The organism is Streptomyces sp. DSM 40750 (assembly GCF_024612035.1).
Classification (GTDB): domain Bacteria; phylum Actinomycetota; class Actinomycetes; order Streptomycetales; family Streptomycetaceae; genus Streptomyces.
On record NZ_CP102513.1, the window covers coordinates 7045669 to 7063590 of the forward strand.

The 17922-nt window shown below is 70.4% G+C and carries 17 protein-coding genes; 11 read left to right on the top strand and 6 right to left on the bottom strand.

Annotated elements, in window-relative coordinates:
* Nucleotides 1-32 precede the first annotated feature (32 nt).
* Nucleotides 33-1361 (top strand): RNA polymerase sigma factor, encoded by a 1329-nt coding sequence (locus tag JIX55_RS31530; protein WP_257566613.1) that lies wholly within the window; start codon nucleotides 33-35, stop codon nucleotides 1359-1361.
* 182 nt (nucleotides 1362-1543) lie between these two features.
* Here JIX55_RS31530 and JIX55_RS31535 read toward each other — a convergent pair whose 3' ends face one another.
* Complete coding sequence (locus JIX55_RS31535) at nucleotides 1544-2725, bottom strand: class I SAM-dependent methyltransferase (protein WP_257566614.1); 1182 nt, start codon at nucleotides 2723-2725, stop codon at nucleotides 1544-1546.
* A 110-nt stretch (nucleotides 2726-2835) separates the two neighbouring features.
* Between JIX55_RS31535 and JIX55_RS31540 the strand changes: the two genes are divergently transcribed.
* The 4 genes from JIX55_RS31540 (at nucleotide 2836) to groL (ending at nucleotide 7219) form a co-directional block, all read left to right on the top strand.
* Nucleotides 2836-3825: a polysaccharide deacetylase family protein gene (locus JIX55_RS31540; protein WP_257566615.1), complete on the top strand. Its 990-nt coding sequence runs from the start codon at nucleotides 2836-2838 to the stop codon at nucleotides 3823-3825.
* Entirely contained in the window at nucleotides 3822-4910 is a 1089-nt protein-coding gene (locus JIX55_RS51540) for a polysaccharide deacetylase family protein (RefSeq protein ID WP_443046577.1), read from the top strand. Before JIX55_RS31540 ends, JIX55_RS51540 begins: the two co-directional genes overlap by 4 nt.
* 259 nt (nucleotides 4911-5169) lie before the next feature.
* The gene (gene groES, locus JIX55_RS31550; RefSeq protein ID WP_003998759.1) at nucleotides 5170-5478 is read left to right on the top strand and encodes a co-chaperone GroES; all 309 of its coding nucleotides are present in this window, start codon (nucleotides 5170-5172) and stop codon (nucleotides 5476-5478) included.
* Nucleotides 5479-5590: 112 nt separating this feature from the next.
* On the top strand, nucleotides 5591-7219 hold the full coding sequence (gene groL / locus JIX55_RS31555; protein WP_257566616.1) for a chaperonin GroEL: 1629 nt from the start codon (nucleotides 5591-5593) through the stop codon (nucleotides 7217-7219).
* Between the two features lie 54 nt (nucleotides 7220-7273).
* On the opposite strand, the gene JIX55_RS31560 is transcribed toward groL, so the two are convergent.
* From JIX55_RS31560 to JIX55_RS31570, 3 genes are all read right to left on the bottom strand, one after another.
* Entirely contained in the window at nucleotides 7274-7981 is a 708-nt protein-coding gene (locus JIX55_RS31560) for an ester cyclase (RefSeq protein WP_257566617.1), read from the bottom strand.
* A gap of 209 nt (nucleotides 7982-8190) precedes the next feature.
* Nucleotides 8191-8964 (bottom strand): SDR family NAD(P)-dependent oxidoreductase, encoded by a 774-nt coding sequence (locus tag JIX55_RS31565; RefSeq protein WP_257566618.1) that lies wholly within the window; start codon nucleotides 8962-8964, stop codon nucleotides 8191-8193.
* A 60-nt stretch (nucleotides 8965-9024) separates the two neighbouring features.
* The gene (locus JIX55_RS31570) at nucleotides 9025-9762 is read right to left on the bottom strand and encodes an MOSC domain-containing protein (protein WP_257566619.1); all 738 of its coding nucleotides are present in this window, start codon (nucleotides 9760-9762) and stop codon (nucleotides 9025-9027) included.
* A gap of 80 nt (nucleotides 9763-9842) precedes the next feature.
* Between JIX55_RS31570 and JIX55_RS31575 the strand changes: the two genes are divergently transcribed.
* Complete coding sequence (locus JIX55_RS31575) at nucleotides 9843-10739, top strand: LysR family transcriptional regulator (protein WP_257566620.1); 897 nt, start codon at nucleotides 9843-9845, stop codon at nucleotides 10737-10739.
* A gap of 41 nt (nucleotides 10740-10780) precedes the next feature.
* Here JIX55_RS31575 and JIX55_RS31580 read toward each other — a convergent pair whose 3' ends face one another.
* A complete protein-coding gene (locus JIX55_RS31580; RefSeq protein ID WP_257566621.1) occupies nucleotides 10781-11110 on the bottom strand; it encodes a WhiB family transcriptional regulator in 330 nt (109 codons plus the stop codon).
* A 392-nt stretch (nucleotides 11111-11502) separates the two neighbouring features.
* On the opposite strand from JIX55_RS31580, the gene JIX55_RS31585 reads away from it, so the two are divergent.
* From JIX55_RS31585 to JIX55_RS31605, 5 genes are all read left to right on the top strand, one after another.
* Nucleotides 11503-12114, top strand: coding sequence for a response regulator transcription factor (locus JIX55_RS31585; protein ID WP_003948568.1), 612 nt, complete (start codon nucleotides 11503-11505; stop codon nucleotides 12112-12114).
* 256 nt (nucleotides 12115-12370) lie between these two features.
* On the top strand, nucleotides 12371-12946 hold the full coding sequence (locus tag JIX55_RS31590) for a sigma-70 family RNA polymerase sigma factor (RefSeq protein WP_005481141.1): 576 nt from the start codon (nucleotides 12371-12373) through the stop codon (nucleotides 12944-12946).
* A gap of 178 nt (nucleotides 12947-13124) precedes the next feature.
* Nucleotides 13125-14627, top strand: coding sequence for an IMP dehydrogenase (gene guaB / locus JIX55_RS31595; RefSeq protein ID WP_257566622.1), 1503 nt, complete (start codon nucleotides 13125-13127; stop codon nucleotides 14625-14627).
* Between the two features lie 105 nt (nucleotides 14628-14732).
* A complete protein-coding gene (locus tag JIX55_RS31600) occupies nucleotides 14733-15857 on the top strand; it encodes a GuaB3 family IMP dehydrogenase-related protein (protein ID WP_257566623.1) in 1125 nt (374 codons plus the stop codon).
* 279 nt (nucleotides 15858-16136) lie between these two features.
* A complete protein-coding gene (locus JIX55_RS31605) occupies nucleotides 16137-16625 on the top strand; it encodes a hypothetical protein (protein WP_257566625.1) in 489 nt (162 codons plus the stop codon).
* Nucleotides 16626-16699: 74 nt separating this feature from the next.
* On the opposite strand, the gene JIX55_RS31610 is transcribed toward JIX55_RS31605, so the two are convergent.
* Nucleotides 16700-17908, bottom strand: coding sequence for a nucleotide sugar dehydrogenase (locus JIX55_RS31610; protein WP_257566626.1), 1209 nt, complete (start codon nucleotides 17906-17908; stop codon nucleotides 16700-16702).
* Between the last annotated feature and the right edge of the window lie 14 nt (nucleotides 17909-17922).

The following is a 17922-nucleotide window of genomic DNA, read 5'->3' on the forward strand; positions in this document are numbered from 1 at the left end:
AGGGGTGCCCTCCGGGTGTCTGATGGTGGGCTGTGACCCCACAGCCCACCGCCGACCCCACCCCGCCCCCCGACTCCGACCCCACCCCCGATTCCGATTCCGATCCCGGGACGGCCATCGATTCCGATCCCGGGACGGCCATCGAAACCGTCTTCCGGATGGAGTCGCCCCGGCTCATCGCCGGGGTCGCGCGGATCGTGCGGGACGTCGGTATCGCGGAGGAGCTCGCGCAGGACGCGCTGGTCGCGGCGCTGGAGCAGTGGCCCCGGGACGGGGTGCCGGACAATCCGGGCGCCTGGCTGATGGCCACGGCCAAACGCCGGGCGATCGACCTCGTGCGCCGCAGGGAGAGGTACGCGCGGAAGCTGGCGGAGGTGGGCCGGGACCTGGAGGCGGCGGGGCCGTATCTCGACCAGCCGTCCGACCCGGACGACATCGACGACGACCTGCTCCGCCTCGTCTTCACGGCCTGCCACCCCGTGCTCTCCGCCGAGGCCCGAATCGCCCTCACCCTCCGCCTCCTCGGCGGCCTGACCACGCCCGAGATCGCCCGCGCCTTCCTGGCCCCCGAGGCGACCATCGCCCAGCGCATCGTGCGCGCCAAACGGACCCTCGCCGCCAAGGCCGTCGCCTTCGAGGTCCCCGACGGCCCCGACCGCGAGGCCCGCCTGGACTCCGTGCTGGAGGTCATCTACCTGATCTTCAACGAGGGGTACGCGGCCACCGCCGGCGACGACCTGCTGCGCCCCGCCCTGTGCGAGGACGCCCTCCGACTCGCCCGTGTCCTCGCCCAGTTGATGCCCAAGGAACCCGAAGTGCACGGCCTGGTGGCCCTGCTGGAGCTCCAGGCGTCGCGGGCCGCCACCCGCACGGGCCCGGCCGGCGAACCCGTCCTCCTCAAGGACCAGGACCGCCGCCGCTGGAACCGCCTCCTCATCGCCCGCGGCTTCACCGCCCTCGGCCGCGCCACCGCCACGGGCGCCCCGGGCCCGTACGCCCTCCAGGCCGCGATCGCCGCGTGCCACGTCCAGGCGTACACGTACGAGGAGACGGACTGGAGCCGGATCGCCACCCTGTACGCCCTGCTCGCCACCCGCTCCCCGTCGCCCGTGGTGGAGCTGAACCGCGCGGTCGCCGTCTCGATGGCGGACGGCCCGGCCCCCGCCCTGGAGATCGTGGACCGCCTGGCCGCCGAACCCGCCCTCCGCGACTACCACTTGCTGCCGAGTGTGCGGGGGGATCTGCTGCGGCGGTTGGGGCGTACGGAGGAGGCTCGGGCGCAGTTCGTACGGGCGGCGGGGCTGGCGCGGAACGAGCGGGAGCGGGCGCTGTTGCTGACGCGGGCGGAGGAGGGGGACTGAGGGGGGACCGGCGAGGGAGGCTGAGGCGACGACTGGGGGCGGGCGACGGGGGAGTCGGCTGAGGTGCCCGGGGGCCGGGACCGGACCCGGGACCGGACCCGGAACCGGACCCGGAACCGGACCCGGAACCGGACCCGGAACCGGAACCGGAACCGGACCCGGTTGGGGGCGGATGGCCGGCTCTAGGCCGGTCGCCCGATCAGCATCGTCGGCGCTCCCGCCACCCGGGTCAGGAAGACCGTCGCCGAGTTGCGCCCCTGCGGCTTGACCTTCTTCCGCAGCTCCTCCGGCTCGACGGCCGAACCCCGTTTCTTCACGGTCAGGACGCCTACCTCGCGCTCCCTCAGCAGCGCCTTCAACTTCTTTACGCTGAAGGGGAGTCGGTCGGTGATCTCGTAGGCGGTGGCGTACGGGGTGACGTGGTGTTCGTCGGCGGTGATGTAGGCGATCGTGGGGTCGATCAGGCCGCCCCCCAGGTCCTCGGCGACCTCGGCGACCAGGTGGGCGCGGATGACGGCGCCGTCCGGCTCGTACAAGTACCGCCCCACGGACCGGACTTCGGGATCGGCCAGGCCGCGGCCGAGCAGGAGCCGGGGCCCGGGCAACAGGGTCGCTCGCACGGCGCCCTCCGTCCCCGTGCCGAACCACAGCACCGCCTCCTTGACGTCGCCGCCGTCCGAGATCCACTCCGCCTCGGCCGCGCCGGGGATCGCCTCGTGGGGGATGCCGGGGGCGATCTTCAGCGCGGCGCACGGGGACTTGAGGGCGGTGGCGACGGCCCAGGAGAGCGGGGGCGAGTAGGCCTCGGGGTCGAAGATCCGGCCTCGGCCGCCGCGCCTCGCCGGGTCCACGAAGACCGCGTCGTACGGGGAGACGTCCACCTCCGTGACGTCCGCCTCCCGCACCTCGATCAGGTCGGCGAGGCCGAGCGCGTCGGCGTTGGCGCGGGCCACCGCCGCCGTCAGGGGGTCGCGGTCGACGGCCAGGACCCGGATGCCCGCCCGGGCGAGCGCGAGCGCGTCCCCGCCGATGCCGCAGCACAGGTCGGCGACCGAGGTCACGCCCAGCGCACGCATCCGCTCCGCCCGGTACGTCGCCACGCTCGCCCGGGTCGACTGTTCGACCCCGTTCGGCGTGAAGAACATCCGCTCCGCGTCCGCCGCCCCGAACTTCGCCGCCGCCCGCTGCCGCAGCAGCGCCTGTGCCATCGCCGCCGACACGAGTGCCGCCGGGTGGTCGCGGCGCAGCCGGGTCGCCACGGCCAACTCCCGCGCCGGTTCGGTGCCGCGCACCTCGTCGAGGAGGGCGCGGCCCTCGGGGGTGAGGAGGGGAGCGAGGAAGACGGCGGGGTCGAGGTCGTTCACCGGGCCATTGTCGGTCAGGCGGGGGAGGTGTGGGCCACTCGGTGGATGGTCGGGGTCCGGTGGCGGTGTCGGGGCGGTGGGGGCGGGCCGTCCTGCGAGGATGCGGCGCCATGCGATTCGTACGACAAAATGATGTAAACAGTGCGAAGCGGGCGGTTCCGTGGAGGGGGAGCGGCGGTATCCGGGGTGGCGTCGCCGTACTCGCCGCCGCGGTCATCGTGTCCGGGTGCGCCGGGGGCGGGGCCGATGAGGCGGCGGAGAGGGACACCTCCGAGCAGCGGGGGACCGGGCGGCCCGTCCACGGTCAGCCGCGGCGGCCGCTCGGCGCGCCCGCCGCCCGTGCCCTCGACGCGTACGCCGCGCAGCTGCGCCGGGCGCACGCCGCGCGGGCCGCCGCCGCGAAGCGCTGGGGGCTGGCCGAGGCGCCGCTGATCCCGCCCGCGCCCCCGGCGAAGAAGCCGGCGCTCAGGACCCGTGAGGGATTCGAGGTCGACGGCCATGTGGAGGACGGCCTGCCGCCGGTCTTCACCACCGTCCCCACCCGCCACAAGGTCGTCTTCCTCACCATCGACGACGGCGCCGAGAAGGACCCCGCGTTCCTGCGCATGATGAGCGAGCTGAAGATCCCGTACACCGCCTTCCTCAGCGACTACCTGGTCAAGGAGGACTACGGCTACTTCGAGCGGATGCGGGACCATGGCGTCGTACTCGACAACCACACCCTCAACCACCGCTACCTGCCCGCCCTCTCGTACGCCGCCCAGAAGCGCGAGATCTGCGGCATGCAGGACGTGATCGAGAAGCGGTACGGCAAGCGGCCCGCGCTCTTCCGGCCGCCGTACGGCAGCTACGACCAGGACACCCTCCGCGCCGCCAAGTTCTGCGGCGTCAAGGCCGTTCCGCTCTGGAACGAGGAGGTCTTCGTCGACCGATGGGAGCACCGCGAGTCGGACCGCGAGCTCCGCCCCGGCGACATCGTCCTCAGCCACTTCCGGGGCCCGGGCGAGTGGAAGGGCACCATGCCCGACATGATCCGCCGCTTCCTGAACCGGGTGACCGCCGAGGGGTACGCGGTGGCACGGCTGGAGGACTACCTGTGAGGGGCCCCGGCGGCCGTGGGGCGCGCGGAGGACGTGGGCCCGCCCTCACAGCCCTCGCCGCCCTGCTCCTCGCCGGGTGCGCCACCGATCACGCCGACCCCGCCGAGGTGCCGGCGCACGGGCCGACGGCGGAGGGACGACTGCCGGCGCACGGGCTGACGCCGTCACCGCCACCGTCACCGCCGACAGCGACATCCGCGCCGCCGGGCCCGCGGCCGAGCGGGACGGAGCCGGCCGCCCGCAGGCCCGGCGCGGGCGCTCACGGCCCCGGCCCTGGCGGGGGCGCTCACGGCCCCAGCCCCGCTACAGGCGCTCCCGGCCCCGGCGCCCCCGACCTCAAACCCCGCGCAGACGCCCCCGGCCCCGGCACGGACGCCCCCGCCGCCTCCCCCCATCCCCACCCACCCCCTTACCGCCGCTGGGGCCTCTCCGAGCCGCTCGACCCCGCGCCCAGCACCCCCGACCGGCCGCCCCGGCCCCGCGCGGCCGGGCCCGGGCTGCCGCCGGTCGTCGATCGGGTTCCGACCCGGGACAAGGTCGTCTTCCTGACGTACGACGACGGGGTCGAGAAGGATCCGCGGTTCGTCGACATGGTCCGTGAGCTGCGGCTTCCGGTGAGCATGTTCCTGACGGACAGTGTCGTGGGGCCGGGCTACGGCCACTTCGCCCGGCTGCGCGCGGTCGGCGCGACCGTGCAGAACCACACCCTCGACCACACCGCCCTGCGCGGCCTGCCGTACGCCGGGCAGCGCGCCGAGATCTGCGGCCAGCAGCACAAGCTCAAGCAGCGCTTCGGCATCCGGCCGACCCTCTTCCGCCCGCCCTACGGCGTCTACGACACCACCACGCTCCGCGCCGCCGCCGACTGCGGCATCTCGGCGGTCGTCCTGTGGCGCGCGTCCATGCGGATCACCGACCTCCGCCACGCCGTCGGCGACCATCTCCGCCCCGGCGACATCGTCGTGGCCCCATCCCGGGGCCCGGCTCAGCTGAATGGCACGACCCTCACCCGGATGACGACGAGACTGCTGCGCCGGATCCAGGAACAGGGGCTGACGGTGGGCCGCCTGGAGGACTACCTCTGAGGTTCCGCTGACCGTTCGGCGCGCCCCGCGCCCGGCATCCGACGCCACTTCGTACCGGCCCCGGCACGCCGCCACCACCCGCGCAATTAGCAGTCCGCTTGACCGAGTGCTAATCGCGGTCATAGTCTCAGGTCTGGCACTCCCCACTGGAGAGTGCCAACTACGCGACGGGCAGGTCCGGCACCCGCGACGACGGATCGACCTGGTCGCCACCTCAGACAGTTAACCCCGTGAGATCTCCGAAGGGGGAGGTCGGATCGTGACGACCACCAGCTCCAAGGTTGCCATCAAGCCGCTTGAGGACCGCATTGTGGTCCAGCCGCTCGACGCCGAGCAGACCACGGCCTCTGGCCTGGTCATCCCGGACACCGCCAAGGAGAAGCCCCAGGAGGGCGTCGTCCTGGCCGTGGGCCCGGGCCGCTTCGAGAACGGCGAGCGTCTTCCGCTCGACGTGAAGACCGGCGACATCGTGCTGTACAGCAAGTACGGCGGCACCGAGGTGAAGTACAACGGCGAGGAGTACCTCGTCCTCTCGGCTCGCGACGTGCTCGCGATCATCGAGAAGTAATTCACCCAGTTTTGCAGTGAGCTGCGCCCCCGGCCCCCGCGACCGTCAGGAAGCCGGGCGCCGGGGGCGTAGTTCGTTCTCCCAAAATTTCCGAGAGGGCTGAACCGCTCCCATGGCGAAGATCCTGAAGTTCGACGAGGACGCCCGTCGCGCCCTTGAGCGCGGCGTCAACAAGCTTGCCGACACGGTGAAGGTGACGATCGGCCCCAAGGGCCGCAACGTCGTCATCGACAAGAAGTTCGGCGCCCCCACCATCACCAACGACGGTGTGACCATCGCCCGCGAGGTCGAGGTCGACGACCCGTACGAGAACCTCGGTGTCCAGCTGGTGAAGGAGGTGGCGACCAAGACCAACGACGTAGCGGGTGACGGTACGACCACCGCCACCGTGCTGGCCCAGGCGCTGGTGCGCGAGGGCCTGCGGAACGTCGCCGCCGGTGCCTCCCCGGCCGCCCTGAAGAAGGGCATCGACGCCGCGGTCAAGGCCGTGTCCGAGGAGCTCCTCGCGACCGCCCGCCCGATCGACGAGAAGTCCGACATCGCCGCCGTCGCCGGTCTGTCCGCCCAGGACACGCAGGTCGGCGAGCTCATCGCCGAGGCGATGGACAAGGTCGGCAAGGACGGTGTCATCACCGTCGAGGAGTCCAACACCTTCGGTCTGGAGCTGGACTTCACCGAGGGCATGGCCTTCGACAAGGGCTACCTCTCGCCGTACTTCGTCACGGACCAGGAGCGTATGGAGGCCGTCCTCGACGACCCGTACATCCTCATCCACCAGGGCAAGATCGGCTCCATCGCCGACCTGCTGCCGCTGCTGGAGAAGGTCATCCAGTCCAACGCCTCGAAGCCGCTGCTGATCATCGCCGAGGACGTCGAGGGCGAGGCCCTGTCGACCCTGGTCGTCAACAAGATCCGCGGCACCTTCAACGCGGTCGCCGTCAAGGCCCCCGGCTTCGGCGACCGTCGCAAGGCGATGCTGCAGGACATGGCGACGCTCACCGGCGCCGAGGTCATCTCCGAGGAGGTCGGCCTCAAGCTCGACCAGGTCGGCCTCGACGTGCTGGGCTCCGCCCGCCGCGTCACCGTCACCAAGGACGACACCACGATCGTCGACGGCGCCGGCGACCCCGGGGCCCTCACGGGCCGCGTCGCCCAGATCAAGGCCGAGATCGAGAACACGGACTCCGACTGGGACCGCGAGAAGCTCCAGGAGCGCCTCGCGAAGCTGGCCGGCGGCGTGTGCGTGATCAAGGTCGGCGCCGCCACCGAGGTGGAGCTGAAGGAGAAGAAGCACCGTCTGGAGGACGCCATCTCCGCGACCCGCGCCGCGGTCGAGGAGGGCATCGTCTCCGGTGGTGGCTCCGCGCTCGTCCACGCCGTCAAGGTCCTCGAGGGCAACCTCGGCAAGACCGGCGACGAGGCCACGGGTGTCGCGGTCGTCCGCAAGGCCGCCGTCGAGCCGCTGCGCTGGATCGCGGAGAACGCCGGCCTGGAGGGCTACGTCATCACCTCCAAGGTCGCCGAGCTCGACAAGGGCCAGGGCTTCAACGCCGCGACCGGCGAGTACGGCGACCTGGTGAAGCAGGGCGTCATCGACCCGGTCAAGGTCACCCGCTCCGCCCTGGAGAACGCCGCCTCCATCGCCTCCCTCCTCCTCACGACCGAGACCCTGGTCGTCGAGAAGAAGGAAGAGGAGCCGGCCGACGCGGGCCACGGCCACGGTCACGGCCACTCCCACTGACCCCAGTCAGTACGAAGGCCCGGCACCCCTGGGGTGCCGGGCCTTCGCGTTGCCCTACTGCTCCAGCCCCTCGAGCGCCCCCAGCTGCCCCATCAGCCCGAGCCGGTCGAACTGCCACCATCCCTCGGCGAGTTTCCCGTCGGCCGTGCACCGGTGGATGGTCGTCCCGGACATGGAGACCTTCTTCCCGGTGGCCGCGATGCCGAGGAAGTCGCCCTTGTGCGTGGCGTTCCAGGTCCACCGGGTGCACACCCGGTCGCCCTGGGCGAACTGGTCCTCGACGGTGAACGAGAAGTCGAAGCCGGCCCGCCACATCTCGGCCTCGCGCCTGACCGCGTCCATGCCGATGGCGTCCTGCGGGTTGGCGGGATCGTGGTCGTGGAAGTCCTCCACCAGCAGATCGTTGAGCGGCGGCAGCTCCCCCTTCGTGGCCAGCGCCTCGAAGAACCTCCGCACCGTGTCCGCGTACAGCTGCTCGTCCCGCACCACGTCCAGATCCGTGAACGTGGGCGTCTCGTCGCACAGAGCCACCATCTCCTGGAAGATCCGGTCGGTCTCCGGCAGATTCGAGTTCCGCATCGCCTCCTCGTACGACGGGAACTCCACGATCTCCACGAAGTGCGACCCGTCCGACCGGTCCTTCCCGATCACGTTGTGCGTCGCCGTCCGCTTCCCCTTGGTCTGCTCGACCCATGTGTCCATCAGCCGGTTCATCTCGTCGAACCGGTTGGTTCTACAGTCGATGAGCTGCATAAATGTCATGAGACCGCCTCAGGCCCCCCTGGGTCCGGTTGAACAGCTCCATTGTCTCCCGGCACGGCCTCCCCCTCATCCGCTGGCACCGGATCCCGGGCGCTGGTGGGGGGAACGGGGGTCGCCCGAGGACGGAACGCCGTCCTCAAGAGCGTGGACGATCTCCTGCCGCCCCGCCGCGGGCCGTCACCGAGGACGAGACGCTCGGCTACGCACCCCTACTGCGGCCCGTACTTCCGCCCCGTCTTCGAGCTGATCCCGCCCAGCAGTCCCCGCGGTACCACCTTCACCACGCCCATCAGGGCCTTGTAGCGGGGGTCGGGGATGGAGACGGTCTTGCCGCGGGAGAGGTCGGCGAGGGCCGCGGTGACCAGCTTGTCGGCGTCGAGCCACATCCAGGACGGGATGTTGTCGGTGCCCATGCCCGCCCGGTCGTGGAACTCGGTGCGGACGAAGCCGGGGCACAGGGCCATCAGCCGTACGCCGCTGCCGGCCAGGTCGCGGGCGGCACCCTGACTGAACTGGACGACCCAGGCCTTGGACGCCCCGTACGTGCCCCGCGGGACGAAGGCGGCGACCGACGCGACGTTGACGACACCGCCGCGGCCGCGCTCGCGCATGGCCTCGGTGGCCGCCGAGGTCAGCCGCAGGACCGCCTCGCAGTGCACCTTGAGCATCTTCAGCTCGTCGGCCATGGAGACCTCGAGGTAGCGGCCCTTGTTGCCGAAGCCGGCGTTGTTGATCAGCAGGTCGACCGGGCTCTTGCGGTCGGACAGCCGCCTCGCCACCGACTCGATGCCGTCGTCCGTCGCCAGGTCCGCCGACAGCACCTCCGCCTCGATGCCGTGCCGGTCGTGCAACTCCGTGGCCTGCTCCCGCAGCCGCTTGGTGTCACGCGCCACCAGCACCAGGTTGTGCCCGTCCGCCGCCAGCCGCCGTGCGAAGGCGGCGCCGATGCCCGCGGTCGATCCCGTAATCAGAGCGGTAGTCATGGCGTAAGACTAGGCGCCTGGACTGTGCGGATCCGCTTGCTGCACCGGCCGTACGCCCCGTCAGGAGCCCGGCGCCTCCGGTGAACCGTCCGCGGCTGCTTCGCTCTCCCCGGACCGCCGCGTCTTCTCCGCCTTCTCCTTCTTCTCCACATACTTCCGCGCCGTCTCCAGCAGCTCCGGATGCAGCGCCTCTCCGGCGGCCAGCAGGCGTGGCAGCAGCTCGTGTTCGGTCATCGTGGCGCGGAAGGTGAGGGCGACGGTGATGTCGTGCTCGGGGCGGTGGACGATCTCGATGGGGTCGCCCGCGCGGATCTCGCCGGGCTGGATCACCCGCAGGTACGCTCCGGGCTCGCCCTGGCGCGTGAAGCGCCTGACCCAGCCCCGCTCACCCATGTGCCGCTGGAAGTTGAGACAGGGGATACGGCCGGCGGTGATCTCCAGGATCACCTCGGAGCCGATCCGCCAGCGTTCGCCGATGAGGGCGCCGGAGACGTCGAGGCCCTCGGTGGTGAGGTTCTCGCCGAAGGACCCGCTGGGCAGGGCGCGGCCCAGTTCGCGTTCCCAAGCGTCCAGGTCCTCGCGGGCGAACGCGTAGACCGCCTGGTCGTCGCCGCCGTGGTGCTCCGTGTTGCACACGGCGTCCCCGGCCACCCCACTGGCGCCGATCCCCTTGGGCCCGGGCGCGAACACCCGCACCGGCCCGGCCACCGGTCGCTTGTCGATGCCCGTGACGCTCTTCGACTCCTCCGCGACGTCGACGGCCTCGGGGCGCCCCAGATTCAGTGACAGAAGCTTCATACCGGCACGCTAGGCCGGTGAGGGGCAAAGCGTCGACGCGATATTCGGCACGTCATCCAAGCCACGCTTATGCTCGCACCGTGATCGAGGCCCGCCATCTCCGTGTCCTGCGCGCCGTCGCCGCCACCGGTTCCTTCTCGGCGGCGGGGCGCGAACTCGGCTGCACCCAGCCTGCCGTCAGTCAGCAGATCAAGGCACTCGAATCCTCCGTCGGCACCCCGCTGCTGGTCCGCGGCGGCCGTGAGATGCGGCTGACCCAGGCGGGTGAGGCGCTGGTGCGGCACGCGGCCGGGATCCTCGCCGGGCTCACCGCGGCGGAGGAGGAGGTCGCCGCCATCGCCGGTCTGCGGGCCGGACGGGTCCGGCTGGTCTCGTTCCCCAGCGGCAGCTCCACCCTGGTCCCCACCGCCCTGGCCGCCCTGCGCGCCGCGCACCCAGGCACCCGGGTCTCGCTGGAAGAGGCCGAACCGCCGCGCTCGGTCGAGATGCTCCGCGAGGGCGACTGCGACATCGCGCTCGCCTTCCGCTACGAGGGCGCGGCGGGCGCGGAGGAGTGGGACGACCTGGTCGTACGCCCCCTGCTCAAGGACCGGCTCGTCGGACTCGTGCCCCAGCGGCACCGACTGGCCCATGCGCGGTCCATCGGTATCGGAGAACTCGCGGGGGAAGCCTGGATCGCCGGCTGCCCGCGCTGCCGGGGGCAGCTGGTGCGGGTCTGTGAGAGCGCGGGCTTCACGCCGCGCATCGACTTCGCGACCGACGACTATCCGGCGGTGGTCGGTCTGGTGGGCGCGGGCCTCGGGGTCGCCGTCCTGCCGGAGCTGGCCATCGAGTCCGTACGCGCGAAGGGAGTGCGGATGGTCACCGTCGAGCCGGTGGTGCGCCGGGAGATCGTGGCGCTCACTCTGCCGGACCTGGCTCTGGTGCCCACGGTCGCGGCGACGCTGGACCGGCTGGCCGGAGCGGCCGCGCGGTAGCGCCGAACGGGCCTGGCGAGAGGCCCAGAAGAAACGTTCCTTCAGGTGTTCGAACCTGCGTCGCCCCCGGATGTGGATGCCGACACCAGCCGGTGCCGAGCCCTGCCCATGAGCTCCTCGCGCTCGTCCTCGGTCAGCCCGCCCCACACGCCGTACGGCTCGCGCACCGCGAGGGCGTGGGCCGCGCACTGGGCGCGTACCGGGCACCTCATGCAGACCTCTTTGGCCGAGTTCTCACGAGCGCTCCGTGCCGCACCGCGTTCTCCCTCGGGGTGGAAGAAGAGTGAGCTGTCGACCCCGCGGCAGGCCGCGAGGAGCTGCCAGTCCCACAGGTCAGCGTTCGGTCCGGGAAGGCGGGAGAAATCTGCCATTACGTGTCCCCTTGTTGCCGTTCTGGGCGGAGATGTTGCCCATGACCGTACATCGACTATCGAAGGAGATGAAAATATGACTCATTGCGAATCTAGCCTCAGACACTAATAAATGGGAAGAAAAACGTCTGAATGGGGCATAGGTTGTGGGGAAACGTTGAGGGTCCGTCGCGCATGTCTGCACCGTGTCCGCCCCCTCACGTAGAGTGCCGAAGGTGGCCAGCCATCCCGTAACTCTTTCGAGTGACCGTCGTTGAGACGGGCGGAGGCGGTTGAGAGAACAAGCGCTCGGGCAGGCGTTCGGGTCCGCTCGTGAGTGTCGACCGCACAGGTGACGATTTCGTACCAGCCTGGAGGCTCAAGGTGACGCGCATCAGCTGCGGAGGGCGGCCATGACATCCGTCCTCGTCTGCGACGACTCCCCGCTTGCCCGAGAGGCGCTGCGCCGCGCGGTGGCGACCGTGCCCGGCGTCGAGCGCGTGACCACGGCGGCCAACGGCGAGGAAGTCCTCCGCCGCTGGGGGGCCGACCGCTCGGATCTGATTCTGATGGACGTACGCATGCCCGGCCTGGGCGGCGTGGAGACCGTACGGCGGCTGCTGTCCGCCGACCCCGGGGCGCGCATCATCATGCTCACCGTCGCCGAGGACCTGGACGGCGTGGCCCTCGCGGTCGCCGCCGGCGCGCGGGGCTATCTGCACAAGGACGCCTCCCGCGCGGAGCTGCGTGCCACGGTGACGCAGGCCCTCGCCGACCCGACCTGGCGGCTCGCTCCGCGTCGGCTGCGTTCCGCCGAGATGGGTGCCGCGCCGACGCTCACCGCGCGGGAGATCCAGGTCCTGGAGGGCATGAGCCACGGTCGCTCGAACGCCGAGATCGGTCGCGAGCTGTTCCTCTCCGAGGACACCGTCAAGACCCACGCCCGGCGGCTCTTCAAGAAGCTCGGCGCCTCGGACCGCGCGCACGCGGTGGCGCTCGGCTTCCGCTGGGGTCTGGTTCGTTGAGTGGGCCGTAACGGGGGTACGAGAATCCCCGCCTGCCGCATGGCGGGCGGGGGTGGCGAGAAGGCCCGCCGGGTGCCCGCTGCTCGTTTCGCCGCGGATGCCGCATCCTTGAGGTGTGGAGTTCCTCGGGGAGCAGTCGAACGAGCGGGAGGGGAGGGCGCAGGAGATGAGTTCCGGCGCGCCTACTCATAACGCTTCGGTGCACAACCATGGACGTGGCGCCACGGACCGGACGGCCGCAAGGCACCATGGACCGATGCGCGACGACGAGACGACAGTGATCGGTGCGCTCGTGCATCGCGCGGTCGACGGGGACGAGCAGGCCACACACGATCTGCTCGCCCATGTCCACCCCTTGGCGCTGCGCTACTGCCGCACCCGTCTGTCCCGGCTGCCGGGTGACGCGCGGCACTTCGTGGAGGACCTGGCGCAGGAGGTCTGCGTCGCCGTCCTCCTCGCGCTGCCGCGCTACAAGGACACCGGACGGCCGTTCGAGGCGTTTGTCTTCGCCATCGCCGGCCACAAGGTCGCCGACCTCCAGCGCGCCGCGATGCGCCACCCCGGCTCGACGGCCGTGCCCTCGGACGAGATGCCGGAGCGCCCCGACGACTCGCTGGGCCCCGAGGAGCGCGCGCTGCTCAGCAGCGACGCCGAGTGGGCCAAGAAGCTCCTCGCCAACCTCCCCGAGAACCAGCGGGAGCTGCTGCTCCTGAGGATCGCGGTGGGGCTCACGGCCGAGGAGACGGGACAGATGCTCGGGATGTCGCCGGGCGCGGTCCGGGTGGCACAGCACCGGGCGCTGAGCAGGCTCAGGGCGCTGGCGGAGCAGTAGTCACGCGGTCGCCCGATCTCGAAGGGCTCGTCGGCGGGGGCCGTCGAATGAACGGGCGACCTGGGGATTCCGTACGAACAGACGAAGCTCAAGGTCACTTTGTACCGTGGAATGACCGACCCGCGCTTCCCGTTAGCATGGACATCCGCACCGATCAAGGCCATTTGGAGAAGGTGTCATGACTGGCAACGTCGACGGAGTGCCCGAGAAATTCGCGACGCTCGGGCTGACCTACGACGATGTGCTGCTGCTGCCGGGCGCGTCGGAAGTGCTGCCCAACGCGGTCGACACCTCGTCCTGCATCTCCCGCAACGTGCGCGTGAACATCCCGCTGCTCTCCGCGGCGATGGACAAGGTCACCGAGTCCCGGATGGCGATCGCCATGGCCCGCCAGGGCGGTGTCGGCGTACTGCACCGGAATCTCTCCATCGAGGACCAGGTCAACCAGGTCGACCTGGTGAAGCGTTCCGAGTCCGGCATGGTCACCGACCCGATCACGGTGCACCCGGATGCGACGCTCGCCGAGGCCGACGCCCTGTGCGCCAAGTTCCGCATCAGCGGCGTGCCGGTCACCGACGGCAACAAGAAGCTGCTCGGCATCGTCACCAACCGCGACATGGCCTTCGAGAGCGACCGTTCCCGCCAGGTCCGCGAGGTCATGACACCGATGCCGCTGGTCACCGGCAAGGTCGGGATCTCGGGCGTCGAGGCCATGGAGCTGCTGCGCAAGCACAAGATCGAGAAGCTTCCGCTGGTCGACGACGCAGGCATCCTCAAGGGCCTGATCACGGTCAAGGACTTCGTCAAGGCCGAGAAGTACCCGAACGCCGCGAAGGACACCGAGGGCCGTCTCCTCGTCGGTGCCGCCGTCGGCGCCAGCCCCGAGGCGCTGGAGCGGGCCCAGGCGCTCGCCGAGGCCGGTGTGGACTTCCTGATCGTCGACACCTCGCACGGGCACAACAGCAACGCCCTCAACTGGATGGCGAAGATCAAGTCGAGCGTCGGCGTCGACGTGATCGGCGGCAACGTCGCCACCCGTGACGGCGCCCAGGCGCTGGTCGACGCCGGTGTCGACGGCGTCAAGGTGGGCGTGGGACCCGGCTCCATCTGTACGACCCGCGTGGTCGCCGGCATCGGCGTTCCGCAGGTCACCGCCATCTACGAAGCGGCCCTCGCGGCCCGCGCCGCCGGTGTCCCGGTGATCGGTGACGGCGGTCTGCAGTACTCCGGAGACATCGGAAAGGCGCTGGCCGCCGGCGCCGACACGGTGATGCTGGGCAGCCTCCTCGCGGGCTGTGAGGAGTCGCCCGGCGAGCTGCAGTTCATCAACGGCAAGCAGTTCAAGTCGTACCGCGGCATGGGCTCCCTCGGTGCCATGCAGTCCCGTGGCCAGGGCCGGTCGTACTCGAAGGACCGCTACTTCCAGGCCGAGGTCGCCTCCGACGACAAGCTCGTCCCCGAGGGCATCGAGGGTCAGGTGCCCTACCGCGGCCCGCTGGCCAACGTGCTGCACCAGCTCGTCGGCGGTCTGCGCCAGACGATGGGCTATGTGGGTGCGGCCACCATCGAGGAGATGGAGACCAAGGGCCGCTTCGTACGGATCACCTCCGCGGGCCTCAAGGAGAGCCACCCGCACGACATCCAGATGACGGTCGAGGCGCCGAACTACAGCCGTAAGTAGTCAGCAGGCCTTCTCGAGGGCGGCCCCGGAGCATCCGGGGCCGCCCTCGTCGTGCCCGTCGGCGATACTGGTAGACGCTGAACGCATCAGGGAAAGGCCACAGACGTGACTGAGATCGAGATCGGGCGCGGCAAGCGCGGCCGCCGGGCGTATGCCTTCGACGACATCGCCGTCGTCCCCAGCCGCCGTACGCGGGACCCGAAGGAGGTCTCGATCGCCTGGCAGATCGACGCCTACCGCTTCGAGCTGCCCTTCCTGGCCGCTCCCATGGACTCGGTCGTCTCCCCGGCCACCGCGATCCGTATCGGCGAGCTGGGCGGCCTCGGCGTACTGAACCTCGAAGGCCTGTGGACGCGGTACGAGGACCCGCAGCCGCTGCTCGACGAGATCACCGGGATGCCCGACGAGGCCGCGACCCGTCGGCTCCAGGAGATCTACACGGCTCCCATCAAGGAGGAGCTGATCGGGCAGCGCATCAAGGAGGTGCGCGACTCCGGTGTGGTCACCGCGGCGGCGCTCTCCCCGCAGCGCACCGCCCAGTTCTCCAAGGCCGTCGTGGACGCGGGCGTCGACATCTTCGTCATCCGCGGTACGACCGTGTCGGCGGAGCACGTCTCCGGCGCCCATGAGCCGCTGAACCTGAAGCAGTTCATCTACGAGCTGGACGTCCCGGTGATCGTCGGCGGCTGCGCCACGTACACGGCCGCCCTGCACCTGATGCGCACCGGCGCGGCCGGCGTCCTCGTCGGCTTCGGCGGCGGCGCGGCCCACACCACGCGCAACGTGCTCGGCATCCAGGTCCCGATGGCCACGGCGGTGGCCGATGTGGCCGCCGCCCGCCGCGACTACATGGACGAGTCCGGCGGCCGGTACGCGCACGTCATCGCCGACGGCGGTGTCGGCTGGTCCGGCGACATCCCCAAGGCGATCGCCTGCGGCGCGGACGCGGTCATGATGGGCTCGCCGCTGGCCCGTGCCACGGACGCGCCCGGCAAGGGCAACCACTGGGGCATGGAGGCGGTGAACGAGGAGCTGCCGCGCGGGAAGAAGGTCGACCTCGGCACCGTGGGCACGATCGAGGAGGTCCTCACCGGGCCTTCGCACACGCCCGACGGCTCCATGAACCTGTTCGGTGCGCTGCGGCGGGCGATGGCCACCACCGGGTACAGCGAGCTGAAGGAGTTCCAGCGCGTCGAGGTGACGGTGGCGGACTCGCAGCACCGGCGATAAGCCGTACGACGCCCGAAGGGGCCCGGACCACCTGGGGTGGTCCGGGTCTTTTCGTTCTTTCTCTCTACTTCCGTATCGATTGGGCGAGTTATCCTCAGGTGTTGCTCAAGTAGGACGATTCTTGATCGTGCTCGTTGCGGAGTGAATGTAGTGTCCTTTCGAACGGGGGCGGAACTGCTGCGGACGGCCCGCAGTTGAGGTTCCGCACATACGAGGGGAATTCCTGTGTCCATGAGGACGATTGCTTTCGGGCGCGCGGGTCAGGCTTCTGTGGTCGTAATGGCCGCGCTTGTGGGGACGATCGGCATGGCGGCGGAGCCGAGCGCCGCCGCGAGCAAGCAGAAGAAGTGCGTGACGAAGATCAAGAAGGAATTCGGCGGCTACAAGACGTACAACTGGTGCGACATCAAGAAGGTCAAATACATCGGCGTGCAGAAGGGCAAGAACTACGTCGGGCTCGCGCAGGGCAAGGGGCCGATGAGGCTGACGCTGACGTCGACCGTGACGGTGAGCAACTCGAAGAGTTCGGAGATCTCCGTGACCGCCGGGTCGGTGTCCTCGGCCGTGAAGTTCGACGTGACCAAGTCCCGTACACAGTCGATGGCCGGCAGCTACAGTGTTCCGAAGGGGAAGTTCGGCACGCTGAAAGCCTACCCGCTGTACAAGGCTTATTCCTTCAAGGCCTACAGCAAGCTTGACGGGAAGCTCGTGACCAAGGGTGTTGCCCGTAAGGCGATTGGATACCGGTACGTGCACTCCGCGAAGTAATCGGTAACTCCTTGTCGAAAGCAGAGGCCCGCCCATTCCATGGGCGGGCCTTCCTATATGGCGGCATCGGTGAGTCAGAGCCGGTGTGCTGCTCCGGTCGGAGTGGCTCCTCTTGTGTCCAGGAGGAGTTGCGCCTTCACCGACAGGCCCTGGAGGTCGTACGTCCGGTGCTGCTGGAGGAGGATCGTCAGGTCGGCGTCGGCGGTGGCCTCGTAGAGGGAGTCGGCGCGGGGGATGGGGCGGTCGAGGACGCTCCAGGTGGGGATGTGGGGGTCGTGGTAGCTGACGTGGGCGCCGAGTTGGATGAGGCGGCGGGCGATCTCGTCGGCGGGGGTGCCCTGTTGGTCGGGGATGTCGGGCTTGTAGGTGACGCCGAGGAGGAGGACGCGGGCGCCTCGGGCCGACTTGCCGTGCTCGTTGAGGAGGGTGGCGGCGCGCTGGACGACGTACTGGGGCATGTGGTTGTTGACGCGCTGGGCCAGTTCGACCATGCGGAGAGAGTGGGGAGCGTGGCCTGACAGATCCTGCGGGAGGGCGTGGCCGCCCACGCCGGGGCCGGGGCGGAAGGTCTGGAAGCCGAAGGGTTTGGTCTCGGCGCAGCGGATGACGTCCCACAGGTCCACGCCCAGGTCGTTGCAGAGGACGGCCATCTCGTTGACGAGGGCGATGTTGACGTGGCGGTAGTTGGTCTCCAGGAGGTGGACCGTCTCCGCCTCGCGGAGGCCACGCGCGCGTACCACCTTGTCGGTGAGACGGCCGTAGAAGGCGGCGGCCGACTCGGTGCAGGCGGAGGTGAGGCCGCCGATGACCTTGGGGGTGTTGGCGGGGCCGAAGTCGCGGTTGCCCGGGTCGACGCGGGCGGGGGAGTAGGCGAGGTGGAAGTCGCGTCCCGCGCGCAGGCCGGAGCCCTCTTCGAGGAGCGGGCGGAGGAATTCGTCGGTCGTGCCGGGATGGACCGGGGACTCCAGGATGACCGTGGTGTGCGGGCGCAGCCGGGCGGCCAGAGTGCGGGCGGCCTCCTCGACCTGGGTGAGGTCGAGCGAGCCGTCGGCGCCCAGTGAGGTCGGGGCGCAGATGACGGCCGTACGGACGCGGCCGAGTTCGGCGGGGCTGGTGGAGGGCTTGAAGCCGCGGGCGAGCATGCGGCGCAGTTCGCCGGGGGTGAGGCAGCCGGACTCGGGGCCGGTGCGGTAACCGAGCGTGGGGATGCCGGCGGCGACGGCGGCCTGGGCCAGCGGCAGGCCCAACTGGCCGAGTCCGATGACGGCGAGATCTGCGGGCATGGCGTGGGCCGTCC